The sequence below is a fragment of the Microbispora sp. KK1-11 genome (assembly GCF_006874435.1).
In the GTDB taxonomy this organism is placed as follows: domain Bacteria; phylum Actinomycetota; class Actinomycetes; order Streptosporangiales; family Streptosporangiaceae; genus Microbispora; species Microbispora catharanthi.
The window spans coordinates 141,042-166,128 of sequence record NZ_VIRJ01000016.1 but is presented as its reverse complement, the minus strand read 5'-3'; the positions used below and the strand labels follow the sequence as shown (position 1 = coordinate 166,128).

Here is a 25,087-nt window from a genome sequence, read left to right as displayed (position 1 = left end):
CGACGGGCGGACGTGGGCGGAAGGCGGCCGGACACGCGAAAGGCGATCACGCCGAGCCCCCGCTCCGGCGTGATCGCCCCTGATGTCGCGTCAGTGGGCCGCCTCCGCGTTCTCGCGGGCCTGCTTCGGCAGGAGGAAGGCCACGACGAAGGTGAGCAGGAGCATGCCGGCGACCACCCAGAGCGTGACCTTCATGGCCTGGTCGAAGCTCCCGGCGCTGGGCACGTCGCCGAGCAGGTCGAAGAAGACCGTGCCGAGCAGGGCCACGCCGAACGCGTTGCCCAGCTGCTGCACCGCCGTGAGCGTGCCGGACGCCGAGCCCGTCTCGTGCTCCTCCACGCCGGCGAGCACGATGTCGAAGAACGGCGCCATCAGCATGCCCATGCCGATACCGCTGATGGCCAGCGCGGGGGCGAGCTGCCACGGGCTGACGTGCATGCCCGCGATGTTCAGCGTGAGCACGACGCCGATCACGCCCAGCGTCATGATCAGGGTGCCGCCCTGGAGCAGCTTGCGCCCGAACTTCTGCAGCCCCATCGCGACGCCGAATCCGAGAAGCGTGCCGACCGAGGAGGGAGCCGTCGCGAGCCCCGCCTTGAGCGGCGAGTAGCCGAGTCCCAGCTGGCAGTAGAGGTTGAAGGCCAGCATGAACCCGGCCATGCCGGAGAAGAACACCATGCCGGTGAACAGGCCGCCGGTGAACGCGCGCTTGCGGAACAGGCTCGGCACGATCAGCGGGTCGCCGCCCGCGCGGCTGCGGCGGGACTGGAACCAGCCGAAGACGGCGAACACGAGCACCGAGGCGGCGAGCATCACGAACGCCCACACCGGCCAGTCGTGCTCGCGGCCCTGCACCAGCGGGTAGATCACCAGGAAGGCGCCCACGGACGCGAGCGCGACCCCGCCCAGGTCGAGCCGCGGCGGCCGCGGCGACCTCGACTCGGGCAGGAAGCGCAGCCCGGCGAGGAGCGCGGCCAGGCCGAGCGGCAGGTTGATGAAGAAGATCATCCGCCAGCCCGTGCCCCAGAAGTCGGCCGTCACGAGCCAGCCGGCGAGGATCGGGCCGCCGACGGCCGACAGGCCCATGACCGGCCCGAACATGCCGAACGCCTTGGCCACGTCCTCGGGAGGGAACATCTCCTTGATCATGCCGAGGCCCTGGGGCAGCATGACCGAGCCGAACAGGCCCTGGATCACCCGGGCGCCGACCAGCATCTCGGGCGACTGGGCGACGGCGCAGAGCAGGGAACCCAGGGTGAACCCGGCGGCTCCGATCAGGAACATGCGCTTGCGGCCGAAGATGTCCCCGAGCCGCCCGCCGGTGATCAGCCCCACGGCCATCGAGAGCGTGTAGGCGGCGCCCAGCCATTGGATGACGGCCTCGGAGCCGCCGAGATCGGCGCGCATGTCGGGCGCCGCGATGTTGGTGACCATCGCGTCGAGCATGTCCATGACCTCACCGGCCAGGATCACGAAGAGCGCCGCCCAGCGCCAGCGGTACGGCGCCCCGGTCGCCGCCGCCGGCGCGGTCGCCGTCGTGGGTTCCGACATCATCCCTCCCTGGGACTGAACAGTGTTCATAGTAAAGTGAGCGCTGTTCTATCACCGATCAGTGTTCAGCGCCAAGTTCGATGTTCACCACGATATATCTCGTTTGCGCGAGGCACAAGATATATCTCGTCCACAGAGCGGTGTTCCTGAATGCGGAGCGTTGTTCATTAGCATGGGCGGAACAGCGGGAGGTCCTTCATGACGCAGCCGGACATGCCCACACCGCCGTGGGAGCGTCCGCCCAAGCGACGTACGCCGGCCAGGGTGCCCCTCACCCGTGAGCGGATCGTCGACGCCGCCTACACGGTCCTCGACCGTGAGGGCTACGACCGGCTGAGCATGCGGCAGGTCGCCGCCGAGCTCGGCGTCGCCGTCTCGGCGCTGTACGTGCACGTACGCGACAAGGACGAGCTGCTGCAGCTCATGTACACCCGCATGTTCGAGGGCTACGAGATTCCCGAGCCGGACCCCGAGCACTGGCGGGAGCAGGTCAAGGATTTCGCCCGCCAGGCGCGTGAGCGGCTGCTGAGCCGTCGCGACCTGACGAAGCTCGCGATGGGGCACGTCCCGTTCACGCCGGAGCTGCTCCCCTACGTCGAGCGGCTGATGGCCGTCCTCGGCGCCTCCGGGATGCCGCGGCGGGTCCTGGCCATCTCCGGCGACATGCTGTCAACGTATATCAACGGGTTCGCGCTGGAGGAGAGCCTCTGGCAGCAGCGTTACCGCGAGACCCACACCTCCTGGCACAAGCTCCGCGACGAGGTCAACGAGTACTTCGCCTCCCTGCCGCCCGACCGGTTCCCGAACCTGGTGGCGCTCGCCGACATCATGGTGGACGAGTCGAACGACTACCGGTTCGAGCTCGGCCTGGAGATCATCCTGCGCGGCCTCGCCTCCTACATCGGCGAGCCGGACCCCGACGAGGAGGGCAAGGAGCGCGAGGAGGCCTAGATGACCTCGCGGATCCGCGGTGCGAGCAGGACCGGCAGGTGGGCGAGCGTGTAGACCCCGCAGGCGGTCCAGAACGCGACGCGCACCCCGGCGAACTGCCCCAGCGTGCCCGCCAGCAGGCCGCCGAGCGGCATCGGGCCCCACATCAGGAACCGCATGGTGGCGCTCAGCCGGCCGAGCAGGTGCGGCGGGCAGATCGACTGTCGGTAGGCCCCCTGCGCCACGCTGAAGACGGTGGTCGCCACCCCGCCGGCCGCCAGGGCAACCGGGAGGATCAGCAGGCGGGGGCCCGCCGCCGTCAGCGCGAGCGGGGCCGTGCAGACCGTGGCCGCCCACGCCGCGGCGTACATGGCCCGGCCCGTTCCCAGGCGGGCCGCGATCCGCGGGGCGAGCCAGGCGCCGGCCACCCCGCCCACCGCGCCGGCCGACAGGAGCGTTCCGTACGTGCCGGGGCTGGTGCCGACCTCGCGGACGAGGTAGAGCGGCACCGTGGCCGACCACAGGCCGAAGGACAGCATCATCAGCGCCCCCACGGCGGCGACCCGGCGCAGGACGGGCTGCCCGGCGACGAACAGGAGCCCTTCGGCGATCTCCGACCACAGCCGACGGCCCTCGCCCCTGGCGTCCCTTCCGCCGGGCTTCTCGTCCGCGCGTACGCCGAGGAGCAGCAGCGCGGACCCCGCGTAGCTGAGGGCGTCGGCGACCACCGCGATCGGGGCGGTGAGCGCCTGCACCAGCCAGCCGCCGATCCCCGGGCCGGCGAGCTGGGCGAGCGACTGGTTCGCCGCCAGCGTGCCGTGCCCGCGGGCGAGGTCCTCCCTGCCGACGATGGACGGCAGGTAGCTCTGGTGGGCGACGTCGAAGAAGACCGTGCACAGCCCGTTCACCAGGGCCACGGCGTACATCTGGGGCAGGCCGAGCACGCCGAGCGCGGCCGCGGCCGGGATCGACAGCAGCGCCAGCGCGCGGACCGCGTCGGCGGCGACCAGCACGGGACGGCGCCGCATGCGGTCCACCCAGGCTCCGGCGGGCAGGCCGACCAGCAGGAACGCCAGCATCTCGGCGGCGGTGAGCAACCCCACCTGGAAGGGGCTCGCGTGGAGGGTGAGCGCCGCCGTGAGCGGCAGGGCGACCAGGGAGACCTCGCTGCCGAGCTTGCTGATCGCGTCGGCCCCCGCGTATCGCCGGAAGTCACGGATGCGCCACAGGCTCCTCGGTGCCGCCTCGGTCATGGCGGGACATGCTGGCAGCCGGAAGATCCACCGGTCAAAGGATTTTCCGCACGCGGCGGTAGGCTGGCGGCGTGCAGGCGACGGTGCAGAGTTTCGACCCCGCGACCCGCTCGGGCTGGGTCTTCCTCGACGACGGCACTCGGATCCCCTTCGACGGCGGGGCGTTCGACGCCGGGCCGCTGCGGCACCTGCGCCCCGGCCAGCGGGTCGCCCTCGTCATGGCGGACGGCCGCGTCACCTACGTGACGCTCTCCACGTTCCCGATGCCCTGAATTTCCCGACGCCCTGGGTTTTCCGACATCCTGAGTTTTCCGACGCCCTGGCGTGTCAGACCGTCTTGATCGCTCCGCCGTCGATCACCAGGTCCGCGCCGTTGACGCTCGCCGCGTGGGGGGAGGCGAGGTAGGTCACGAGGGAGGCCACCTCCGCCGGTTCGACCAGCCGTCCCGTGGTCATGCCCGTCTGGGCCGGCAGCGCGGCCAGCAACTGCTCGTGCGGCACTCCCAGCGCCGCCGCCAGTTCCGCGCCGTAGCCGTCGGGCGCCTCCCACAGGGCGGTGCGGACCGCACCGGGCGAGACCGTGTTCACCCGCACTCCCTGCGGCCCGACCTCCTCCGCCAGGGCCTTGCCGAACGCGGTGAGCGCCGCCTTCGCCGTGGTGTACGGCACCGGACCCGCGTGCGGCATACGGGCGCCGTTCGAGGAGATGTTCACGATCACGCCGCGACGGCGCAGGACGCCGGGCAGCGCGGCGCGGGTCGTGCGGACGGCGGCGAAGAAGTTGAGTTCGAACCAGGAGAGCCACTCGTCGTCCGCGAAGCCGAGGAATCCACGGACGGCGTTCGCGCCGGGGTCCCCGCCGCCCACGTTGTTGACCAGCAGGTCGAGGTCCTCCCCCAGCTCGGCGACCGCGCGCTCGACCAGGTGCGCCGGGCCCTCGGGTGACGAGAGGTCCACCGGCACGGCGATCGCGCCCGTCTCCTTCAGCTCCGCGGTGACGTTCCGCGCCGCCGCCACCACGCGGACGCCCTCCGCGGCGAGCGCGGCGACGGTCGCCAGCCCGATGCCACGGCTGGCACCCGTCACCAGCGCGGTACGTCCCTTGAGTCCCATGTCCATGCGGATCCCTCTCCACCATGCGCGACTTCGATGATGCCGTGACACTATTACTCGCTACATGGATGTTGCAAGTTCTGAGGCAACTGAAGCCTCCCGGTAGCATGTGACGGTGACGACAGTCCATCAGTCCTCGCAGCAAGGGAAGCGTCCGCTCCGCGCCGACTCGGAGCGGACGGTACGGACGATCCTCGAGGCGGCCGAGCGGGTGTTCGCCGCCAACCCGGCGGCGACCATGGAGCAGGTCGCGCAGGCGGCCGGGGTCGCCCGGACGACCGTCCACCGCCGTTTCGCCACCCGCGAGGCGCTCGTGGAGGAGCTCACCGGCTGGGCCGCCCGCCGGTTCGCCGAGGCCGTCGAGTCGGCCCACACGGAGAACACTCCGCCCCTCGTCGCGCTCTACCAGGTCACCGCCAACGTCCTGCGGGTGAAGACGGACTGGTGGTTCGCCATGAGCCGTACGTCCGACGGCGCCCACCCCGAGGCCGCCCGCGTGCATGCCGAGGTCCGCGACGACTGCGAGCGGCTGTTCCTACGGGCCCGCGAGGCGGGCGTGCTGCGTCCCGACGCCGACCTCGACTGGACCCGCCGCGTCTACTACGCCCTGATTCACGAGGCCGCCGCCGAAGGGGCGTCCGGGGGCGGGGACGCCGAGGCCCTCGCGACCCGGGTCGTGGACACCCTGCTGCGCGGATGCGGCTCCCCCGCCGCGCCGGTCATCGCCTGACCGGTCCCCTGACCAGGGCGGGTTTGACCCGATCAGCCGGCGGGGGTTCTACTGGAGAGGCTCCGCCGCACGACTGTGAGGAGGTGGTCGGGATGACTTCCGGCAGTAGTCCACAACCAGCCCGTCCCGTCACCTTCCCCGGCACGACGCGGAGCTCCGGCGTCGTCGAGGCGGTCACCGCCCGCTGTCACGCCAGGTGACGGGTTCTCATCCGTGCCGGACGCCCGGCACGACACAGGAGGTCCGTCATGACGATCACGATTTCCGTTCCGTTCACGCTGCCGCAGTTCCTGAGCCGGACGGCCCGTGTCCTGTTCCCCGTCCTGATGCCTCTCGCCCTCGCGCTCGTGGGTTCCGCCGAGGCGGGGATCGGCCTGCAGGTGGGGCTGGAAATCGGGCTGCTGGTCCTCCGGCACCTGCTGGGGGTCTGAGGGCTCGGGGCGGAATCTATGCCCTTACCCGGCTGGCCCGGGACTCCAGGTAGCGCTGCTCGGCGATGCTGGCCGTGGACTTCGCGGCACGCCGGTAGTGCTCGTAGGCCCCGGCCGTGTCGCCGGTCTGCTCCAGCAGATGCGCGCGCACGGACAGCAACCGGTGATGCCCGGTCATCCGCTCGTCACCGTCCAAGGTGGACAGCAGGGCCAGCCCGGCCCGCGGGCCGTCGATCTCGGCGAGTGCGATCGCCCGGTTGAGGGTGACCATCGGGTTGGGCGCGATGCGCTCCAGGATCAGGTAGAGGGCGTGCACCTGCGGCCAGTCGGTCTCCTCGGCCGTGGCCGCGTCGGCGTGCGTGGCGGCGATGGCGGCTTGAAGTTGGTAAGGCCCCAGCGCCGGGCCGGCCAGCGACGCCTTGACCAGTTCGACGCCCTCGTCGATCAGCCCGTGGTCCCACTTCGTGCGGTCCTGCTCGTCCAGCGGCACCAGGTCGCCGGCCGGGGTCGTACGGGCCTCCCGGCGAGCGTGGGTCAGCAGCATCAGCGCGAGCAGCCCGGTCACCTCGCCGTCCTCGGGCAGCTGGGCGTGCACCATCCGGGTCAGCCGGATCGCCTCGTGCGCGAGGTCGGCGCGGTGCAGATCGCTGCCCGAGGAGGCGGTGTAGCCCTCGTTGAAGATCAGGTAGAGCACGTGCAGGACGACCCGAAGCCGCTCCTGGAGCTCCGCGCCGTCCGGCAGGCCGAACGAGCTGCCGGCGGCCTTGATGCGCTGCTTGGCCCGGCTGATCCTGGCCGCCATCGTGGCCTCCGGCACCAGGAACGCGCGGGCGATCTCGGCGGTGGTCAGGCCGCCGACCGCCCGCAGCGTCAGGGCGACCTGGGAGGCCGCGGTCAGCGTGGGATGGCAGCACAGGAACAGCAGGACGAGGGTGTCGTCGGTGCTCGGCACGTCCTCCGGCATGACCTCGACGGCGGCCGTCGCCGACTCCCGCTCGCGGCGGGCGTGGTCGCTGCGCATCTGGTCGATGAGCCGCCGGGACGCGACGGTCACCAGCCAGCCGCGCGGGTTGTCCGGCACCCCCTCGGCCGGCCACTGGACGGCGGCGGCGAGGACGGCCTCCTGCACGGCGTCCTCACACCCTTCGAACTGGCCGTGCCTGCGTACCAACGCGCCGAGGACCTGCGGCGTGAGCTCACGCAGCAGGTCCTCGATGACCGGTGCTGTCATGCCTCCAATTGTCCGTCAGCGAACATGACCTGCCGCACCTCGACGCCGAGACCTTCGATCGCGGTGTCCGGGATCTGCGCCGCCAGCTCGATCGCCCGCTCCTTGTCCTCGCAGTCGATCAGATAGAAGCCGCCCAGATACTCCTTGGACTCCAGGAAGGGGCCGTCGGTGACGACCGGCTGGCCGTTGCGCACGGACACCACCGCCGCCTGGGAGGGGTCGACCAGCGCCTGCGTGGTGATCAGCTCTCCGGACTGCTTCAGCGCCTCGATGAACCTGCCGTGGCCCTCGCCGATCGCCGCCTTCTCCTCGTCGGTCAGCGCGTCCAGCACGGCCGGGTTGATGTGCAGGCTGATCAGGAACTTCATCTCGTTCTCCTCCTGGTTCGCGAGCCCCCCTTCGGGCCCTTCCACCGGTTGGTCGGAGCCGCCGCCCTCGTCTTGACACGCACCCGTGTCAAAAAACTCCCGGCCGCTCCGACCACACGGCGAGACGTCGAGAGAACAGGGAGTTCCACTGATGCGAGTCAACCGGGCATGGCTGGGACTGGTCGTCCTGGCGCTGCCGGCATTGCTCGTCGCGATCGACGCGACGGCGTTGCTCCTCGCGCTGCCGCAACTGAGCGCCGGCCTGGGAGCCACCAACGTCGAGCAGCTGTGGATCAGCGACAGCTACGGATTCATGGTGGCCGGCCTGGTCATCACGATGGGCACGCTCGGCGACCGGATCGGCCGGCGGCGGCTGCTGCTGATCGGCGGAGCGGCGTTCCTGGTGCTGTCGGTCGTGGCCGCCTTCGCGGTCGGCCCGCTGATGCTGATCGTCGCGCGTGCCCTGCTGGGCGTCGCCGGGGCGACCCTCGCGCCGTCCACACTCGCTCTGATCATCAACATGTTCCGCGACGAACGGCAGCGGGGCAAGGCCATCGCGATCTGGGCGGCCTGCCAGTTCACCGGCGGCGCGCTCGGACCCGTGCTCGCCGGGTTCCTGCTCCAGCACTTCTGGTGGGGTTCGGTGTTCCTGGTCGCCGTGCCGGCGATGGCGTTGCTGCTACTCGCCGGGCCGGTCCTGCTGCCCGAGTTCCGCAGCGACCAGGCCGGCCGGCTCGACCCGGCCAGCGTCGGACTGTCGCTCGTGGCGGTGCTCCTGACGGTCTACGGGATCAAGCAACTGACCGTCGAGAGCGTGTCGGCCGTCCCGGCGGTGGCCCTCGTCGCCGGCGTGGCCGTCGGATTCCTGTTCGTACGCCGGCAGCTGCGGCTGGAGGCGCCGCTGCTGGACCTGCGGCTACTGCGCAACCGCCCCTTCACCGCCGTGCTCGTCGCGCTGGTCTTCGCCGGCGTCGCCATGGCCGGCACGGGCCTGATGGTGACCCAGTATCTGCAGGGCGTGCTGGGCTTCTCGCCGGTCACGTCGGCGTTGCTGTTCGCGCCCATGGGCCTGGGCACGGCGGCCGGCACCATGGCCGCGCCGGCGCTGGCCCGGCGGGTGAAGCGGACGACCGCCATCGCCGGCGGGCTGGCGGGGTCGGCGGTGGGCAGCCTGCTGCTGGCCGGCGTCGGCACGGCCGGTGCGGGCGCCCTGCCGCTGGTGGTGATCGGCATCGCCACGCTGGCGCTGGGCACGGGCCCGCTGTTCGCGCTGGGCACCGGGCTGGTCGTCGGGTCCGTGCCGCCGGAGCGCGCCGGCTCGGCGGCGTCGATGTCGGAGACCGGCAACTACTTCGGCGGTTCGCTCGGCCTCGCACTGCTCGGTGTGGTGGCCGCGGTGGTCTACCGCGGCCGGATGGACGGCACGTCCGACTCGCTGGCCGACGCGGTCGCCGCCGGCCGGCACCTTCCCGCCGCCCAGGCCGCGCACCTGCTGCACGCCGCACGGGAGGCGTTCACGGCCGGTCTGCACGTCACCGGCGTCGTCGCCGCGGTCATCTTCGCCGGGCTGGCCGTGCTGGTCCTGGCGATGCGCCCGGCGACCCGGGCCGCCCGGGCCGCCCGGGCCGCGGTCCCCGGCTACGAGGCGACTCCCTCATGACCACCCTTCCGGCGGCACCCGCAGGGCGATCATGGCGACGTCGTCCTCCCCCGTCACCGGCATCCCGGTGAGCAGTTCGTCGCAGAACCGGCCCAGGGGTTCGCGGGCGAGCGGCTCCGCACACCGCCGCAACCGTTCGAGCCCCTCGCCGAGGTCCTCTCCCCGCCGCTCGATGAGGCCGTCGGTGTAGAGCAGCAGGGTGCTGTGCGGCGGCAACGGCCGCGCGGCGCTGATCCACGGCTGGTCGTGGCAGAGGCCGAGAAGGGGGTTGCCCGCGTCCTGGAGGAATCGCCCCTCCCCCTCGCCGGTCACCAGCAACGGCGGCGGGTGCCCGGCCACCGAGTACGTCAGCCGCCACAGGCCCTCGTCGTCCCTTTCCAGACGCGTCAGGACGCAGGTGGCCGTGCTCTCGCCGTTCAGGGTCTCCAGGGCCCTGTTCAGCCGCCGCAGGACGTCGCCGGGCGACTCGTCGCGGTCGACGGCGAGCGCCCGCAGCATGTTGCGCACCTGGCTCATGCACACGGCGGCGGCCAGGTCGTGCCCGGCCACGTCGCCGATGACCAGCTTGACGGCGCCGCAGGACAGCAGGAACGCGTCGTACCAGTCTCCGCCGATCTCGGCGGCGGTCGGGCTCGCCTGGTAGCGCGCGGCGAGCTCCAGGCCGGGGACGTGGGGCGGCTCGGCCAGCAGGCTGTGCTGCAGGGCCAGCGCCACCCTTTGGGCACGGCGGAAGCGCAGGGCCTTGCTGATCGCGTCGTGCGCGTGGTCGAGCATCTCCCGCATCAGGTGAACGTCGTCCGCCGCGATCGGCGGGCGATCCCCGCAGACGGCGGTCGCGACCACGAGAGCCACCTCGCCCTCGACGACGATCGGCAAAAGGGCCATGCTGTGCGATCGGGCCTCGGCCAGCCACTTCGCGACCATGTCGGCGCAGGGGAACGGAGGACGTCCAGGAGGGAAGGACTCGTGGACGGGGCCGCGCCGCCGTACCGCGCGCATGAACCCGCCGTCGACGGGGTGATACTCCTTGCGCCGCGGCGGCAGCGTCGGCAGGCCAGGGCGCACGGCGGCGGCGGCGCGCTCGGCGACGATCGGCGCGTGCCAGAGGCTACCGCTCGACTCGGGGAGCAGGTAGATGTGGCACGCGTCGGCGAGCTCCGGCACGATCACGTCGGAGATCGCCTGGCACATCTCCTCCAGGTTGGTGATGTCGGTCGCCGCGGCGGCGGCGCGGTCCAGCAGCCGGCGGCGGCGCTCCTCCTGCCACTCCTGCTCGACGTCGGTGGAGGCGCCCACCCACTCCACCAGCGCGCCGTTCTCGTGCACCGGCACGGCCCGGAACCGGATGTGCCGGTATGTGCCTTCGGGGGTGCGGACGCGGTAGATCTGCTCGTAGAGCGAGACCGCCTGTTCTGTGGCCTTGTCGAATGACTCCTTGGCGGGCAGGCGGTCCTCGGGGTGCAGGGTCCGCAGCCAGCCGTGGCCGAGGCTCTCCTCCGGCGTCTGTCCCGTCAGCCGCTGCCAGCCCTGGCTCACCTCTCTGGACTCGCCGTGCGGGCCGGTCACCCACACCATGTGCGCGTCCGCCCACACCATGCTCTGATAGCGGCGCTGGAGGCGGCGCCACTCCTTCTCGAGGACGCGGACCCGCCGCGTGGCGAGGACCTGCGCCGTGATCTCCTGGACCACCGCCAGCAGTCCGCTCTCGCCGCCCTGGAGGGGAATCCCGGAAAGGCTCATCCGAAAGAGGCGCTCGCATGGGTCGCCGCTCCGGTCCACGGCCACGGAGACCTCGTGGCGCACGGTCTCCCCCGTTCTCCAGACCTCGTCGAGCACGGCGAGGGTGTCCTGCCCGAGGACGTCGCAGAGGCCCTCCCGGACCGGCGCCCCGACCGGCCGGTCCCCGAACATCGCCTCGAAGGCGTCGTTCGCGTAGAGCAGCCGATGGTCTTCCCCACGGGTCACCAGGACTCCGACCGGCGCCTGGTCGAACACGTCCATCGGGACGCGGCTGATCTCTCGTTGCTGGCCGACGTGCACTGCACCTTCCCCCGGTCGAACCGTACGCACACGGTCGGCAGGTCCCCCGCATACGCGCCCCCCGACTCGCTTACCTGAAGATTACACACGTTTGCGCAGGTCAAGAAGGTGGGCCACGGCTCGGGGCCGCTGCGGGACAGGGCAGGAAACGACGAACGGCGCCCGGGGGCTCCGAGCGCCGTCCACTGGTGCGGGGTGGGGCCGGCTACTTCTTCTTGGCAGCCTTGCCACCCGCGTTGACCTGCTCCTTGAAGTCCGCGCCGGGGCGGAACCTGGGCGCCCAGCTCTCCTCCACCTTGATCGGATCCCCGGTGGAAGGGTTGCGGGCCGTACGAGCCGGCTTGTGCACCATCTCGAAGGCGCCGAAGCCGGTGATCGACACCTTGTCCCCGCTCGCCACAGCGCTCTGGATGGCGTCGAGGACGGCGTTGACGGCTTCGGTCGCCGTCTTCTTGTCGCCGACACGATCCGTGATCGCGTCGACGAGTTCTTTCTTGTTCATTTCGGTTTCCTCCCCCTTACGCGCTTGAAATTAGGGGACGAGGTCGCGGGACTTCAATCACCGGGGGGCATGTTTCGCCTGCTCGGCGTGTCGAATGTGCCGTCCAGATAGGCGATGAAGGCGTCCAGCCGGGCGGCCGCATGGGCTATGTCCCGCTTTGCCACGTCACAGATAGCAAGCAGCCGTCGCGCCAGGCGGGCCTGCTCCTCCTGTGGTAAGGCTAACGCCCTGACGCGGCGGTGCGCATCACGCAGTCGCCGCGCCAGCAGCTCATCTCCGGCCTGAAGATCGTTCAGACGGTCGTCGGCAGCCATGGCTGCCGTCCATTCTCGTACTCCTCGATGGCGTCCGCGTGACGCAGGGTCAGCCCGATGTCGTCGAGGCCCTCCATCAGCCGCCAGCGCGTGTAGTCGTCGATCTCGAACGAGGCCACCAGGTCGCCCGAGCGCACCTGGCGTTCCACCAGGTCGACGGTGATCTCCGTCTTCGGGTCGGCCTCGGCCGCGTCCTGCAGGCGCTCGACCACGTCCTCGGGCAGGATGACCGGCAGCAGGCCCATCTTCGTGGAGTTGTTGCGGAAGATGTCGCCGAACCGCGAGGCGATCACGACGCGGAAGCCGTACTGCTGCAGGGCCCACACGGCGTGCTCACGCGAGGAGCCGGTGCCGAAGTCGGGCCCGGACACCAGGATCGACGCGCCCTCGTACGCCGGGTCGTTCAGCACGAAGGACGGGTCCTCGCGCCAGGCGGCGAACAGGCCCTTCTCGAAGCCCGTACGGCTGACCTGCTTCAGCCAGACCGCCGGGATGATCTGGTCGGTGTCCACGTTGCTGCGGCGCAGCGGTACGGCCCGGCCGGTGTGAGTGGTGAAGGCATCCATGATGATCTCTTCCTGGGACTGAGGCGGGCGGACTAGAGGTCGGCGGGGGCGGTCAGCCGGCCGGTCACCGCGGTCGCGGCCGCCACCTGCGGCGAAACCAGGTGGGTGCGCCCGCCCTTGCCCTGGCGGCCCTCGAAGTTGCGGTTGGAGGTCGAGGCGCTGCGCTCGCCCGGCTTCAGGGTGTCGGGGTTCATGCCCAGGCACATCGAGCAGCCGGCCTCGCGCCACTCGGCCCCGGCCGCCTTGAAGACCTCGTGCAGGCCCTCCTCCTCGGCCGCCTTCTTGACTCCCATGGAGCCCGGGACGATCAGCGTGCGGGTGACCACCTTGCGGTCGCGCAGGATCTCGGCGGCGGCCCGCAGGTCCTCGATGCGGCCGTTGGTGCAGGAGCCGACGAAGACGGTGTCCACCTGGATGTCGCGCAGCGGCGTGCCCGCGGCCAGGCCCATGTACTCCAGCGCCCGCTCGGCGGCGGCCCGCTCGACGGGGTCGGCGAACTGCTCGGGCGACGGCACGGCGGAGCCGAGCGGCGCGCCCTGGCCCGGGTTGGTGCCCCACGTGACGAACGGCGTGAGGGCCGAGGCGTCGATCTCCACGACCTTGTCGAACTCGGCGTCGTCGTCGGTGCGCAGCGTCTTCCAGTACTCGACGGCCCGGTCCCAGGCCTCGCCGGTGGGCGCGTGGGGACGGCCGCGCAGGTACTCGAACGTGGTCTCGTCGGGGGCGATCATGCCCGCTCGCGCGCCGGCCTCGATCGACATGTTGCAGACGGTCATGCGGCCCTCCATGGAGAGCTTGCGCACGGCCTCGCCCCGGTACTCGACGATGTAGCCCTGGCCGCCGCCGGTGCCGATCTTCGCGATGATCGCCAGGATCAGGTCCTTGGCGGTCACGCCGACCGGCAGCTCGCCCTTGACCTCGATGGCCATCGTCTTGGGCCGGTAGGCGGGCAGCGTCTGGGTGGCCAGCACGTGCTCGACCTCGGAGGTCCCGATACCGAACGCGATGGCGCCGAACGCCCCGTGGGTCGAGGTGTGCGAGTCGCCGCAGACGATCGTCATGCCGGGCTGGGTGAGCCCGAACTGCGGGCCGATGATGTGCACCACGCCCTGACCGGCGTCGCCCATCGGGTGCAGGCGGATGCCGAACTCCGCGGCGTTCTTGCGCAGCGTCTCGACCTGGGTGCGGGACACCGGGTCGGAGATCGGTCCGAGCACGGTCGGGACGTTGTGGTCCTCGGTGGCGATCGTGAGGTCGGGACGGCGCACGGTGCGGCCGGTCATGCGCAGGCCGTCGAACGCCTGCGGGCTGGTCACCTCGTGGATGAGGTGCAGGTCGATGTAGAGCAGGTCGGGTTCACCTTCGGCACGGCGTACGACGTGCTGCTCCCAGACTTTCTCAGCCAGTGTGCGACCCATGGTTGTGACGCCTCCTCGCGTTCAGACCCCCGCGGTCGTGTCTCTCATCATGAGACGGAAATATCGGGATATGGACACTGTATCTGCTGATTCCCAACATTGCGTTTGCATCTCGTATGGCGAGACGGCAGTATCGGGGTATGGACAACTCTAGCGGGGTCGGAGTACTCGACAAGGCGGTTCTCGTACTCAACGCCCTGGAGGCGGGCCCCGCTTCCCTGGCACAGCTCGTCCAGGCCACCGGTCTGGCCAGGCCGACGGCCCACCGGCTGGCCGTCGCGCTGGAGCACCACCGCATCGTCTCCCGCGACACGCAGGGCCGGTTCATCCTCGGACCCCGCCTGTCGGAACTGTCCACCGCCGCGGGCGAGGACCGGCTGCTCGCCGTCGCCGGGCCGGTGCTCACCCAGCTTCGCGACCTCACCGGGGAGAGCGCTCAACTCTACCGGCGCCAGGGTGACGAGCGGGTCTGCGTGGCCGCCGCCGAGCGCGCCAGCGGACTGCGCGACACCGTGCCGGTCGGCTCCGCGCTGCCCATGACCGCGGGGTCCGCCGCGCAGATCCTGCTCGCCTGGGAGGAGCCCGACCGGCTGCACCGCGGCCTGCGGGGCGCCAAGTTCACCGCCGCCACGCTCGCGAGCGTACGCAGGAGGGGCTGGGCGCACAGCGTCGGCGAGCGCGAGCAGGGCGTGGCGAGCGTCTCCGCGCCCATCCGCGGCGCCGGAGGCAAGGTGATCGCCGCGGTCTCCGTGTCCGGTCCCATAGAGCGGCTGACCCGTACGCCCGGCCGGATGCACGCCGCCCCCGTCGTCGCCGCCGCCGAGCGGATAACCGAAGCGATGCGCCGCGCGAACTGATTGGAGAGCGGTGTCCCGATAGCCCTAGGCTGGCGGGGTGACAGACCGCATCGAGGCAGCCGCCGCTGAACTGCGTCCCCTGCTCCAAGAATTCATCCTCTGGGCGCCGGACAACGCACCCGGCAGCGACCCCGACCTCGTGGGCCCCGTCGCCCTGTGGCATCGCCTGATCGCCCGCGACGACGTCGGGCTGTGGAAGCGCGGCGACCTGCGGACGGTCCTGCTGGAGCGCATTCCCCAGGTGGTCGAGGACCCCGACGCCGCCGCGGACGGCATGATCCCGGCCGTCCGGGCCTACCTGACGTTCCTGTCGTCCACCGGGCGGCTCTCGCCGGGCTCGGCGTCCCTGGAGACCCTGCTCGCGGAGCTGGACGAGGTCGAGGACGACTTCGTGGACACGATGGAGGACACCATCGCGGAGCGCGACTGGGACGAGGAGGAGGACGAGCTCGACGAGGACGAGGCCGACGAGGGCCTCGGCGACTTCGAGCCGTTCGCCGACGAGATCGGCGCCCTGCCCACGATCCGGCTGCGTCCCGACACCGAGCTGGCCGAGGCCGCCCGCCGGGTGACGCTCATCGCGCAGGCCCGCGATCTGGCTCTGTGGGTCGGCACCGGGCGCAAGGTGGGCGAGGAGACGCTGCTCACCGAATCCGAGGTGGACGAGGCGGTGCGCACGCTCGGCCTGCCCGACGCGCGCAACATCTGGAACCTGTGGAACCTCGCGATCGACCTGGAGTTCCTCGCCCCCGACGGCGACGACACGGTCAGCGTGGACTCCGACACCTCCGCCTGGCCCTTCGAGGACGACGACGACGTCCTGGACGCCTGGATGCTCGGCCTCCACTCGCTGGACTACGGCGACCCGGAGCTGGACGACGACGACCTCACGCTGGCCCTGTCCGGCCTGACCCGCGCGCTGCTGATCCGCGTGCTGCTGGCCGGCGGCACGCGGCCGGTGTCCTCGCTGCGCGAGGAGCTGGCCGAGGCCGCGGCGGAGTACGACGACCTGGGCGCCGACGCCTGGGCCGCGGCCGGCGACCCGCTCGCCTCCGTGCTCGCCTGGCTGACCGGCTACGGCATGGTCACCGTCGAGGGCGACGCGGTGACCTTGACGCCGCTCGGCACGGAGGGCCTCGTCCACCTGCTGGACGACGAGGACATCGAGATCGACGCCCGGCCCGCGATCGACGCCATGACCGCGCTCGACCTGCTGTCGTTCAGCGCCGACATGTCCGAGGAGGAGGCCGACGAGGAGTTCGCCGCCTGGCTCGCCCTGCGCGACTCGGCGCGGGCCGCCTCCGAGCTGCTCGAAGCCGCCGCCGAGGAGGAGGCGGACGCCCTCGTGCGGGTCCAGGCCGCCAGCCTGGTGGGCTCCCTGGGCGAGGCCGCCATCCCCGCCTGGCGGGAGGCGCTGAAGGAGCCCTCGCTGCGGCCGTACGCCGCGACGCACCTGACGCAGATGGACGTCGAGGACGCCCCGGAGCCGACCCAGGCGGACACCCACTGGCTGATCCTCGACATGTGGACGATCTCCGCCGGGCTCGGCCGGCCGGAGTTCGTGTCCAGCCTGCACGACATCGGCCCGGCGCAGACGCTCATCGGTCTGCTCGACGTGATCTGGAAGGTCCACCACCCCCACATCGAGGAGCTGCTGGACCTCATCGGCGAGACCCACCCGGACAAGCAGGTGGTCAAGGCCGCCAAGCGGGCGCTGTTCAAGGCGCGGTCGGGACGCTAGCGGCGTCGTCGAGGCCGGGACGGCGGCGTCCGGCCCGGCCTCGACGCCACCGCGGTCACGACAGGATGACCGAATCGGCCGTGCGGACTTAGTCTGGTCGCGTGACGCCGATCTCACTCATGGTGAGCCCTGTGGCGTGGTGGCAGCCGGCCGTGGACCTCGCCATCGCGCTCGTGTTGTCGGCGGCCATCGGGCTGGAGCGGGAGATCCGGCAGAAGAGCGCCGGGCTCCGCACCCACACGCTGGTGGGGTTCGGCGCCGCGCTGTTCATGCTCGTGTCCAAGCACGGCTTCTCCGACGTCCTCGGCGGCTCCGTGGTGCTCGATCCGTCGCGGGTGGCGGCCCAGATCGTCTCCGGCATCGGCTTCATCGGCGGCGGGCTGATCTTCGTACGCCGCGACGCGGTCAAGGGGCTCACCACCGCCGCCGCCGTGTGGCTCACCGCCGGAGTCGGCATGGCCGCGGGAGCGGGCCTGTGGCTGCTGGCCGTCCTGGCCACGGTGGGGAACTTCGTCGTGATGCTGGGGCTCACCCCGCTGGCCGCCCGGCTCCCCCGCTCCAGGCACGCCCAGTCGCGGCTGCGCCTGGCGTACGCGGACGGCCGGGGCGTGCTGCGCCAGGCCCTGGCCGAGTGCACGGGCCGCCGTTTCGTGGTCGACGAGCTGTCGCTGGAGCAGCCCGGCCGGAGCCAGGACACCGGCACGGTCACGGTCACCCTGCTGATCCACGGCCCGGGCTCGATCGGGGACCTCACGAGCAGGCTGGCCGAGATCGAGGGCGTGCTCACCGTCTCCTGCGACGACGCCAACGCCCAGCATTTCTAAGCGGCGGGCGGCGGGTAGAGCCCGAGCTGCGCGAGCAGCTCCAACTGGTCGAAGTAGGACTGAAAGCTGATCACGAGGCCGTCCTCGGCAGTGATGATCTCGCAGGTGCGCAGGTGGACGCGACGCCCCGTCGCGAGGACCTCCTCACCGTTCGGCAACAGCAGCGGACCCTTGTGCGTGCAGGTCAGCGTCACCTCGTTGATCGCGTAGTCGTCGACGTCGATCTGGCGCCAGGTCGAGCGGTGAGAATCCGGAAAGGCGGCGAAGAAATCCTCCAGATACGACGCGACCTCCGCGCGCCCGTCCGCCGTGCCCCACGGGCCCACGAGGGCGCACCGCGGATGGAACAGCCGCACCGCGCTTTCGACGTCATGGGCGTCGAAAGCACCATGCCAACTGGTCCATGACCTCCCGTGCCCGTGTCACCGCGTCCGTCACCCCCGTCCGGTCACTTCCCAGCGTAGGCGGCGGCGGTTCGAGGACCGGATTCGCGCCCGCGCAGCGGGCCATGAGCAGGGCGCGGCGTCCACGTAACGGCGAAAACCCCCGGCACAGGGAGGTGCCGAGGGTTCTCGAAGATGTAGCCCCGACCGGATTCGAACCGGCGCTACCGCCTTGAGAGGGCGGCGTCCTAGGCCACTAGACGACGGAGCCGAGTGCAGTGAAGTAGTCCCGAGCGGATTCGAACCGCCGTTACCGCCTTGAGAGGGCGGCGTCCTAGGCCACTAGACGACGGGACCTTGCACTGCGCTGTTTCCAGCAGAATCCCTTGGGGGGATCCAGCTGGGGTACCAGGACTCGAACCTAGACTAACGGAGCCAGAATCCGTCGGGCTGCCAATTACCCCATACCCCATCTGCTTGCGGGGGCCTCGCGGCTCCCGCTTGCGACTCCGAAAGAATAGCCCAGCTTGCGACCCACTACCAAAACGATTGCGGCGCGCCTCGCGATCTCGTGATCCGATCCCCCGCGCGAAGGGTCCGATCCCTCCGTACGGAGGGCGCCGATCCTCCTGCATGCGGGGCCGTTCCTCCTGTGCGAGGCTGGGACAAACGCCCGCACCACGTGAGGAGCCGCCAGCCATGACCTCGGCCGCGAACCCCTTCCTCAGCCCGAGCACCCTGCCCTACGGGCTGCCCCCCTTCCAGGAGATCAGGGAGGAGCACTACGCGCCGGCGTTCGAGCAGGGCATGGCCGAGCAACTCGCGGAGGTCGAGGCGATCGCCGAGAGCCCGGAGCCCGCGACCTTCGAGAACACCATCGAGGCGCTGGAGAGGTCCGGCGCCCTGCTCGAACGGGTCTCCGCGGTGTTCTTCAACCAGGCGTCCTCCGACACGACGCCAGGCATCCAGGAGATCCAGAAGGACGTCACGCCGAAGCTCGCCAAGCACGCCGACGCGATCCACCTCAACGCCAGGCTCTTCGCGCGCATCCAGGCGGTCGAGGCGGCCGGCGAGGAGCAGCGGTGGCTGCTGAAGCGCTACCTCACCGACTTCACCCGTGCGGGCGCCACCCTGGGCGCGCAGGACCAGGCCCGGCTAAGGGAGATCAACGAGCGGCTGTCGGCCCTGGGGACGGCTTTCCAGCAGAACCTGCTCGCCGACACCAACGAGCGGGCGGTGGTGGTCGAGGACGTGGCCGAACTCGACGGGCTTTCGCAGGACGCGATCCAGGGGCTCGCCGACCAGGCCAGGGAGCGCGGACTGGACGGCAAGTATCTGATCACGCTGGTCCTGCCCACCGGCCAGCCCACCCTGGCCGAGCTGACCAACCGGTCCCTGCGTGAGCGGATCCACCGGGCCTCGGTCGGGCGGGGCGCGGCGAACGCCGAGCTGATCAAGGAGATCGCGGTCCTGCGCCGGGAGCGCGCTCGGCTGCTGGGCTACGGGAACCACGCGGAGTACGTCCTGGCCGACCAGACGGCGGGCACGACCCGGGCGGTCACCGAGATGCTCGACCGGCTCGTGCCGCCCGCCGTCGCCAACGCGCGCAAGGAGCAGGCGGACCTGGAGGAGATCGCCGGCCACCCGATCCAGCCGTGGGACTGGGCGTTCTACTCGGAGAAGGTGCGCAAGGCCCGCTACGACATCGACAGCCGGCGCATGCGGCCGTACTTCGAGCTGAACACGGTGCTGGAGAAGGGCGTCTTCACCGCGGCCTCACGCCTGTACGGCGTCACCTTCCACGAGCGCTCCGACCTGCACGGCTACCACCCGGAGGTGCGGGTCTTCGAGGTGCGCGACGAGGACGGCTCCCCGCTGGGCCTGTTCCTCGGCGACTTCCACGCCAGGGCCTCCAAGCGGGGCGGGGCGTGGATGAACAGCCTGGTGAAGCAGTCGGGCCTGGAGGGCACCAGGCCGGTGGTGGTCAACAACCTCAACATCGTCAAGGGCGAGCCGACCCTGATGACGTTCGACGAGGTCAACACCATGTTCCACGAGTTCGGGCACGCCTTGCACGGGCTGTTCTCCGACGTGCGCCACCCCCGCTTCTCCGGCACGGCCGTGCCGCGCGACTTCGTCGAGTACCCCTCCCAGGTGAACGAGATGTGGGCGACCCACCCGGAGATCCTGGCCGAGTACGCCAGGCACCACGAGACGGGCGATCCGATGCCGCAGGACCTCGTCGACCGGATGCTGGAGACGCAGAAGTTCAACCAGGGCTTCGCCACGCTGGAGTACCTGGCCGCCACCCTGCTCGACTGGGCGTGGCACACGGCGTACGACGGCGAGGAGGACGTGGAGGAGTTCGAGAGGCGGGCGCTGCGGGAGGCCGGGGTGGACCTGCCGGCCGTCCCCCCGCGGTATCGGAGCATGTACTTCGCCCACATCTGGGCGAGCGGCTACAGCGCCGGCTACTACTCCTACATCTGGAGTGAGGTCCTCGACGCCGACACCGTCGAGTGGTTCAACGAGAACGGCGGGCTGCGCCGGGAGAACGGCGACACCTTCCGCCGGGCCCTGCTGTCCCGGGGCGGCAGCGTCGACTCGATGACGGCGTTCCGCGACTTCCGCGGCCGCGACCCGGAGATCACTCCCCTGCTGGACCGCCGCGGGCTGCTGTGACGGTCACGACCGGGTGAGCGTGGAGATGGCCTGCCTGAGCCAGTCCTTCTCCGCGGCGGTCACGGCCCGGGCGACGAGCATCATGCCGCGGCGGAAGGGATCGGGCGTCTCCTCGGCCCTGAGGGGCCTTCCGCCGCGGTAGAAGAAGCTCGCCGGCGTCTCCAGGAAGGCCAGCCGCCGGCGCAGCACCCGCACCTGGTCCTCGGCGTCGGGCAGCCGGGACAGGAACGCCAGCAACGTGAAGAACCTCGCCTGGTCGCTGATCTCGACGTCCGACGGCTCACGCAGCCGCCTGAGCAGTTCCTCCCGCCCCCGCGCGGTGATCGAGAGCACCTGGCGCCTGGCCGCGCCGGAGCCCTCCTCCTCGTGCCGCTCCAGGAGACCGGCGGCCTCCATCCGGGCGATCGCCGGGTAGAGCGCGCCGTCGCTGACCGGCCGGACGTGCCCGCTCAGCCCGGCGATCCGCTGCTTGAGCTCGTATCCGTGCATGGACTCCTCGTCCAGGAAACCGAGGATCGTCAGCGCCAGGTCACCGCTTGCCACGGCGGCATCGTATCGTTATACCTCTAATCGATATAGCTCGATTAGAGGTATGCGCATGAGACTGATCAGACTCGCCCTGCCCGTCTACGTCGAACTCCTGACGGCCGTCGTGGCCGTCGGCCTGATCGACACGCTGTGGGTGTCCGGACTCGGCAGCGAAGCCGTCGCCGCGGTCACGGTCGCCACCACGACCGAGAACCTGGCCCTCGGTGTGATCCTCTGTGTCGGGACCGGCACGACGGTCCTGATCGGACGGCGCGACGGTCGTGTCCCGCTGGCCCCGGTCATCCGTACGGCCTGGCTGCTGCTGGGCGTGTTCGCCGTGGCCGTGGCGGTGCCCGGCGTGCTGCTGCGCGAGCCGGTCGCCCGCCTGTTCACCGGCGATCCCGTCACGGTGGAGCTGACCGCGGGCTACTACGCGGTGGCGTTCGCCGGGATCCCCGTCTTCTTCGCCCAGAACCTCGTCGACGGGATCTTCAAGGGCCTCGGCGACACCCGGACGCCGATGCGGACCGCCCTGCTGTGCAACGCCCTGGTGATCGGCCTGGACCCGCTGCTGATCTACGGGCTCGGCCTGGGCGTCCGGGGAGCCGCGCTGGCCACGGTGGCGGCCCGCCTGGCCACGCTGGCCGTGTCCGCCCTCCTGCTCGCCCGGCGGCCGGCCGCGGGGAGGGGGACGGAGAAGGCCTCGGCGAACCGCGCGGACTCGGCGGCGATCCTGCGCACCGGGCTGCCCATGTCCGGCGACTTCCTCGCCCGCGCCCTGGTGGGCATGGCGCTCGCCGGGATCGTCGGCCGGCACGGCGTGGCCGCGCTCGCCGGCTACGGCATCGGCCTGAAGATCATGATGGCGGGGGTGATGTCCTTCTACGCCCTCCGCCAGGCGGCGATGATCAGTACCTCGCGCGCCGGCGGGGCGGACGGCCCGCCTTCACGACGTGATCAGGCCGTTCCCGTGTTGCGGTACGGCCTGGCCGCGGGGCTGGCCGCCTCGCTCGTGCTGAACGCGCTCGCCCCGGCGGCCGTGGGCCCGTTCACCGCCGACCCCGCGGTGGCCGCGCAGGCCGTGTGGTTCCTGCGCTGCATGCCGCTCTACCTCGTGCCCTTCGGCGGCCTGATCGCCGTCGGCGGCGTCCTGCAGGCCGGCGGGCGGGGCGCCGGCCTGCTCGCGGCGACGCTGGCGGGCTTCGCCGTCCAGTTGCCCCTGGCCTTCCTGCTCGGCTCCCGGATGGGACCCACAGGGATCTGGCTGGCCATGGCCGCCGGCGCCGCGCTGTCGCTCGGCCTGCTCAGGCCAGCCTGGCGAGGGCCGCGCGCACCCGGTCGAGCGAGCGCTCGCGGCCGAGCACCTCGATCGACTCGAACAGCGGCAGGCCCACGGTCCGGCCGGTGATCGCCACGCGTACGGGCGCCTGCGCCTTGCCGAGCTTGAGCCCGTAGGCGAGGCCGACCTCCTCCAGGGCGGTCTTGAGCGACTCGGGGTCCCAGCTGACCGTCTCCAGCCGCTCGGCGTACCCGGCCAGGATCTCGGCCGCCCCCGCCTTCATCGCCTTGTCCCAGGACGCCTGGTCGAAGACGGGCTCGTCGAGGAACAGGAAGTCGACGTTGGCGGTGACCTCGGACAGCACGGCGACCCGGGTCTGCACCAGGTCGGCCACGCGGTCGAACACCGAGCGGTCCCAGGACGGGTCGAGCCACGGCTCACAGCGGGCGATGAACACCGCGCGGGGCAGCGCCCGGATGTACTCGCCGTTGAAGGCCCGCAGCTTCTTCTCGTCGAAGAACGCCGGCGCCTGGTTCACGTCCTCCAGGCGGAACAGCGGCATCATCTCCGACCACGGCATGATCTCGCGGTCGTCGCCGGGCCCCCAGCCGAGCAGCATGAGGTAGTTGACCATCGCCTCGGCGAGGTAGCCCTCGTCGCGGTAGGACTCCAGGGCGACCTTGTCGCGGCGCTTGGACAGCTTCTGCCGCTTCTCGTTGACGATCACCGGCACGTGTGCCCAGACCGGCGGCTCCGCGCCGAGCGCCTTCCACAGAAGCTGCTGCTTGGGCGTGTTCGACAGGTGCTCCTCGGCCCGTACGACGTGGCTGATCCGCATCTCCATGTCGTCCACGACGTTGGCGAGGATGAACAGCGGCGAGCCGTCCCCGCGGACGATGACGAAGTCCTCCATCGCCGAGTTGGGGAACTCCACCCGCCCGCGGACCTTGTCGTCCACGACCGTCACGCCCTCGTCGGGCGTACGGAACCGCACGGCGCCCTCGGTCAGGCCGCGGTCGCGGCAGTGGCCGTCGTAGCCCTGGTGCTCCGAGCCGGTCCTGGCCTTCACGTCGTCGCGCGTGCAGGTGCAGTGGTAGGCCTTGCCGTCCTTGAGCAGCTTCGCCGCGGCGTCGCGGTGCTGCTGCTCGTAGGCGGACTGGAAGTAGGGCCCCTCGAAGTGCGGCGAGTCGCCGTTGATGCCGATCCAGGCGAGGGCCGAGATGATGCCCTCGGTCCACTCGGGCCGGTTGCGTGCCGCGTCCGTGTCCTCGATGCGCAGCACGAACGTGCCGCCGGACTGCTCGGCGATCGCCCAGTTGAACAGCGCCGAGCGGGCGCCGCCGACGTGGAACATGCCGGTGGGCGAAGGGGCGAAGCGCACCCTAGTCACGTGAGATCACCCGGTTAGTGAGAGTTCCGATTCCTTCGATGGAGACGCCGACCTCGTCGCCCACGGACATCGGGCCCACCCCGGCGGGCGTGCCGGTCAGGATGACGTCGCCGGGCAGCAGGGTCATGACCGCGCTCACGTACGCGATGAGCGCGGGGATGTCGTGCAGCAGGAGGGAGGTGCGGGCGCTCTGCCTGACCTCGCCGTTGAGCGTGGTGGTGATCGCCAGGTCGGCCGGATCGAGGTCGGTCTCGATCCAGGGACCGAGCGGGCAGAACGTGTCGAAGCCCTTGGCCCTGGTCCACTGGCCGTCCTTGGCCTGCAGGTCGCGTGCGGTCACGTCGTTGGCGCAGGTGTATCCGAAGACGACCTCGCCCGCGCGCTCTGCGGGGACGTCACGGCACAGCCGGCCGATCACCACGGCCAGCTCGCCTTCATAGTCGACCCGCTCCGACAGCTTCCCCGGGTACGCGATCGCCTCCGACGGCCCGATCACGGTCGTGCTGGGCTTGAGGAACACGACCGGCTCCGCCGGGGGCTCGCCGCCCATCTCCCTGGCGTGGTCGGCGTAGTTCTTGCCGATAGCGATGATCTTGCTGGGCAGCATGGGGGCGACCAGGCGGACCTCGGCCACCGGGAACCGTTCGCCGGTGAACTCCACCCCGCCGAAGGGATGGCCGCCGACGCGGGCGATGACCTGCCCGCCCTCTTCCACCACACCGAAGGCGACCTGGTCGCCCATCGAGAACCTCGCGATACGCACGTCACGAGCCTAGTGCCGTATCCCACGGTGGCGTACTTAAGGTGGTCTGGTGACAGTTGGAGTCGAGCGCTACGGGGAGTCGATGTGCCTTCGGTCGTGAAGATCAATGTGCTGACGGTGCCCGAGGAGATGCGGCGCGAACTGGAGAAGCGGTTCGCCGACCGGGCCGGGATGGTGGAGTCGGCCGACGGGTTCGAGTGGTTCGAGCTGCTGCGGCCGGTGGAGGGCAGCGACCGTTACCTCGTCTACACGCGCTGGCGCAGCGAGGAGGACTTCCGGCGCTGGCAGGAGAGCCGGGCGTTCCAGGCGGGACACGCGCAGGCCGCCGCCGAGGCCGCCGCGCAGGGCCACGGACACGGACACGGGCAGGGACAGGGCCACGGCCACGGACACGGGCAGGGCGGCCCGGCCGCGACCGGCTCGGAGCTGTGGAGCTTCGAGGTCGTGGAGAGCACCGGCCCCAAGAAGGAAGGCTGAGCCGGGCCCGCTGACGCCTGAGCGCCCCCGGTCGCGCGTGACCGGGGGCGCTCAGG

The 25,087-nt window shown here is 71.1% G+C and carries 24 protein-coding genes, 3 tRNA genes and 1 pseudogene; 11 read left to right on the top strand and 17 right to left on the bottom strand.

Going from position 1 to position 25,087, the window contains the following annotated elements:
* Positions 1 to 90 precede the first annotated feature (90 nt).
* Positions 91 to 1,551 carry an MFS transporter gene (locus FLW16_RS23240; RefSeq protein WP_142562224.1) on the bottom strand — a complete coding sequence of 487 codons (1,461 nt, stop codon included), beginning with the start codon at positions 1,549 to 1,551 and terminating at the stop codon, positions 91 to 93.
* Between the two features lie 198 nt (positions 1,552 to 1,749).
* On the opposite strand from FLW16_RS23240, the gene FLW16_RS23235 reads away from it, so the two are divergent.
* Positions 1,750 to 2,502, top strand: a complete 753-nt coding sequence (locus tag FLW16_RS23235) for a TetR/AcrR family transcriptional regulator (RefSeq protein ID WP_142562223.1) — start codon at positions 1,750 to 1,752, stop codon at positions 2,500 to 2,502.
* On the opposite strand, the gene FLW16_RS23230 is transcribed toward FLW16_RS23235, so the two are convergent.
* Entirely contained in the window at positions 2,499 to 3,734 is a 1,236-nt protein-coding gene (locus FLW16_RS23230) for an MFS transporter (protein WP_142562222.1), read from the bottom strand. The two genes, FLW16_RS23235 and FLW16_RS23230, sit on opposite strands and share 4 nt — an antisense overlap.
* 71 nt (positions 3,735 to 3,805) lie before the next feature.
* On the opposite strand from FLW16_RS23230, the gene FLW16_RS23225 reads away from it, so the two are divergent.
* Positions 3,806 to 4,006, top strand: coding sequence for a hypothetical protein (locus FLW16_RS23225; RefSeq protein WP_142562221.1), 201 nt, complete (start codon positions 3,806 to 3,808; stop codon positions 4,004 to 4,006).
* A gap of 55 nt (positions 4,007 to 4,061) precedes the next feature.
* Here the strand turns inward: FLW16_RS23225 and FLW16_RS23220 are convergent, their stop codons facing one another.
* Entirely contained in the window at positions 4,062 to 4,853 is a 792-nt protein-coding gene (locus FLW16_RS23220) for an SDR family oxidoreductase (RefSeq protein ID WP_142562220.1), read from the bottom strand.
* A gap of 109 nt (positions 4,854 to 4,962) precedes the next feature.
* Between FLW16_RS23220 and FLW16_RS23215 the strand changes: the two genes are divergently transcribed.
* Both FLW16_RS23215 and FLW16_RS23210 read left to right on the top strand, forming a co-directional pair.
* Positions 4,963 to 5,577 carry a TetR/AcrR family transcriptional regulator gene (locus FLW16_RS23215; protein WP_142562219.1) on the top strand — a complete coding sequence of 205 codons (615 nt, stop codon included), beginning with the start codon at positions 4,963 to 4,965 and terminating at the stop codon, positions 5,575 to 5,577.
* Positions 5,578 to 5,825: 248 nt separating this feature from the next.
* Positions 5,826 to 6,008, top strand: a complete 183-nt coding sequence (locus FLW16_RS23210; protein WP_142562218.1) for a hypothetical protein — start codon at positions 5,826 to 5,828, stop codon at positions 6,006 to 6,008.
* A gap of 16 nt (positions 6,009 to 6,024) precedes the next feature.
* Here the strand turns inward: FLW16_RS23210 and FLW16_RS23205 are convergent, their stop codons facing one another.
* Together FLW16_RS23205 and FLW16_RS23200 are read right to left on the bottom strand one after the other, a co-directional pair.
* Entirely contained in the window at positions 6,025 to 7,239 is a 1,215-nt protein-coding gene (locus FLW16_RS23205; protein ID WP_142562217.1) for an RNA polymerase sigma factor, read from the bottom strand.
* The gene (locus tag FLW16_RS23200) at positions 7,236 to 7,607 is read right to left on the bottom strand and encodes a YciI family protein (RefSeq protein ID WP_142562216.1); all 372 of its coding nucleotides are present in this window, start codon (positions 7,605 to 7,607) and stop codon (positions 7,236 to 7,238) included. Before FLW16_RS23200 ends, FLW16_RS23205 begins: the two co-directional genes overlap by 4 nt.
* A gap of 151 nt (positions 7,608 to 7,758) precedes the next feature.
* On the opposite strand from FLW16_RS23200, the gene FLW16_RS23195 reads away from it, so the two are divergent.
* On the top strand, positions 7,759 to 9,267 hold the full coding sequence (locus FLW16_RS23195) for an MFS transporter (protein ID WP_142562215.1): 1,509 nt from the start codon (positions 7,759 to 7,761) through the stop codon (positions 9,265 to 9,267).
* On the opposite strand, the gene FLW16_RS23190 is transcribed toward FLW16_RS23195, so the two are convergent.
* The 5 genes from FLW16_RS23190 to leuC all read right to left on the bottom strand — a co-directional run bounded on the left by FLW16_RS23190 (position 9,262) and on the right by leuC (position 14,107).
* Positions 9,262 to 11,307 carry a SpoIIE family protein phosphatase gene (locus FLW16_RS23190; RefSeq protein WP_260615489.1) on the bottom strand — a complete coding sequence of 682 codons (2,046 nt, stop codon included), beginning with the start codon at positions 11,305 to 11,307 and terminating at the stop codon, positions 9,262 to 9,264. The two genes, FLW16_RS23195 and FLW16_RS23190, sit on opposite strands and share 6 nt — an antisense overlap.
* A 205-nt stretch (positions 11,308 to 11,512) precedes the next feature.
* On the bottom strand, positions 11,513 to 11,809 hold the full coding sequence (locus FLW16_RS23185; RefSeq protein ID WP_142562214.1) for an HU family DNA-binding protein: 297 nt from the start codon (positions 11,807 to 11,809) through the stop codon (positions 11,513 to 11,515).
* Positions 11,810 to 11,862: 53 nt separating this feature from the next.
* Positions 11,863 to 12,123 carry a hypothetical protein gene (locus FLW16_RS23180; protein ID WP_142562213.1) on the bottom strand — a complete coding sequence of 87 codons (261 nt, stop codon included), beginning with the start codon at positions 12,121 to 12,123 and terminating at the stop codon, positions 11,863 to 11,865.
* Positions 12,102 to 12,689 (bottom strand): 3-isopropylmalate dehydratase small subunit, encoded by a 588-nt coding sequence (gene leuD / locus FLW16_RS23175; RefSeq protein WP_142562212.1) that lies wholly within the window; start codon positions 12,687 to 12,689, stop codon positions 12,102 to 12,104. The genes FLW16_RS23180 and leuD overlap by 22 nt, the downstream gene beginning before the upstream one ends.
* 32 nt (positions 12,690 to 12,721) lie before the next feature.
* Complete coding sequence (gene leuC / locus FLW16_RS23170; protein ID WP_142562211.1) at positions 12,722 to 14,107, bottom strand: 3-isopropylmalate dehydratase large subunit; 1,386 nt, start codon at positions 14,105 to 14,107, stop codon at positions 12,722 to 12,724.
* Positions 14,108 to 14,247: 140 nt separating this feature from the next.
* Between leuC and FLW16_RS23165 the strand changes: the two genes are divergently transcribed.
* From FLW16_RS23165 to FLW16_RS23155, 3 genes are all read left to right on the top strand, one after another.
* Positions 14,248 to 14,964 (top strand): IclR family transcriptional regulator, encoded by a 717-nt coding sequence (locus tag FLW16_RS23165; protein WP_079312748.1) that lies wholly within the window; start codon positions 14,248 to 14,250, stop codon positions 14,962 to 14,964.
* A 37-nt stretch (positions 14,965 to 15,001) separates the two neighbouring features.
* Positions 15,002 to 16,705, top strand: a complete 1,704-nt coding sequence (locus FLW16_RS23160) for a hypothetical protein (protein ID WP_142562210.1) — start codon at positions 15,002 to 15,004, stop codon at positions 16,703 to 16,705.
* Between the two features lie 101 nt (positions 16,706 to 16,806).
* Positions 16,807 to 17,529 (top strand): MgtC/SapB family protein, encoded by a 723-nt coding sequence (locus tag FLW16_RS23155; RefSeq protein WP_396686801.1) that lies wholly within the window; start codon positions 16,807 to 16,809, stop codon positions 17,527 to 17,529.
* On the opposite strand, the pseudogene FLW16_RS23150 reads toward FLW16_RS23155, so the two are convergent.
* The 4 genes and pseudogenes from FLW16_RS23150 to FLW16_RS23135 all read right to left on the bottom strand — a co-directional run.
* Positions 17,526 to 17,912, bottom strand: a pseudogene (locus FLW16_RS23150) (ester cyclase); the annotation flags it as partial. The gene FLW16_RS23155 and the pseudogene FLW16_RS23150 sit on opposite strands and share 4 nt — an antisense overlap.
* Positions 17,913 to 18,110: 198 nt before the next feature.
* A tRNA-Glu gene (locus tag FLW16_RS23145) sits at positions 18,111 to 18,183 on the bottom strand.
* A gap of 13 nt (positions 18,184 to 18,196) precedes the next feature.
* Positions 18,197 to 18,269, bottom strand: a tRNA-Glu gene (locus FLW16_RS23140).
* A 43-nt stretch (positions 18,270 to 18,312) separates the two neighbouring features.
* A tRNA-Gln gene (locus FLW16_RS23135) sits at positions 18,313 to 18,384 on the bottom strand.
* Between the two features lie 227 nt (positions 18,385 to 18,611).
* Here FLW16_RS23135 and FLW16_RS23130 point away from each other — a divergent pair.
* Positions 18,612 to 20,594 carry a M3 family metallopeptidase gene (locus tag FLW16_RS23130; RefSeq protein ID WP_142562208.1) on the top strand — a complete coding sequence of 661 codons (1,983 nt, stop codon included), beginning with the start codon at positions 18,612 to 18,614 and terminating at the stop codon, positions 20,592 to 20,594.
* A gap of 3 nt (positions 20,595 to 20,597) precedes the next feature.
* On the opposite strand, the gene FLW16_RS23125 is transcribed toward FLW16_RS23130, so the two are convergent.
* Positions 20,598 to 21,137 (bottom strand): PadR family transcriptional regulator, encoded by a 540-nt coding sequence (locus tag FLW16_RS23125; RefSeq protein WP_142562207.1) that lies wholly within the window; start codon positions 21,135 to 21,137, stop codon positions 20,598 to 20,600.
* 55 nt (positions 21,138 to 21,192) lie between these two features.
* On the opposite strand from FLW16_RS23125, the gene FLW16_RS23120 reads away from it, so the two are divergent.
* Entirely contained in the window at positions 21,193 to 22,530 is a 1,338-nt protein-coding gene (locus tag FLW16_RS23120) for an MATE family efflux transporter (RefSeq protein WP_185949558.1), read from the top strand.
* Here FLW16_RS23120 and gltX read toward each other — a convergent pair.
* Together gltX and FLW16_RS23110 are read right to left on the bottom strand one after the other, a co-directional pair.
* Positions 22,427 to 23,755 (bottom strand): glutamate--tRNA ligase, encoded by a 1,329-nt coding sequence (gene gltX, locus FLW16_RS23115; protein ID WP_396686805.1) that lies wholly within the window; start codon positions 23,753 to 23,755, stop codon positions 22,427 to 22,429. The genes FLW16_RS23120 and gltX overlap by 104 nt on opposite strands.
* A 28-nt stretch (positions 23,756 to 23,783) precedes the next feature.
* Positions 23,784 to 24,554 carry a fumarylacetoacetate hydrolase family protein gene (locus tag FLW16_RS23110; RefSeq protein ID WP_142562204.1) on the bottom strand — a complete coding sequence of 257 codons (771 nt, stop codon included), beginning with the start codon at positions 24,552 to 24,554 and terminating at the stop codon, positions 23,784 to 23,786.
* Positions 24,555 to 24,638: 84 nt separating this feature from the next.
* Here FLW16_RS23110 and FLW16_RS23105 point away from each other — a divergent pair, with 84 nt between their 5' ends.
* The gene (locus FLW16_RS23105; RefSeq protein ID WP_260615488.1) at positions 24,639 to 25,031 is read left to right on the top strand and encodes an antibiotic biosynthesis monooxygenase; all 393 of its coding nucleotides are present in this window, start codon (positions 24,639 to 24,641) and stop codon (positions 25,029 to 25,031) included.
* Positions 25,032 to 25,087: the final 56 nt, after the last annotated feature.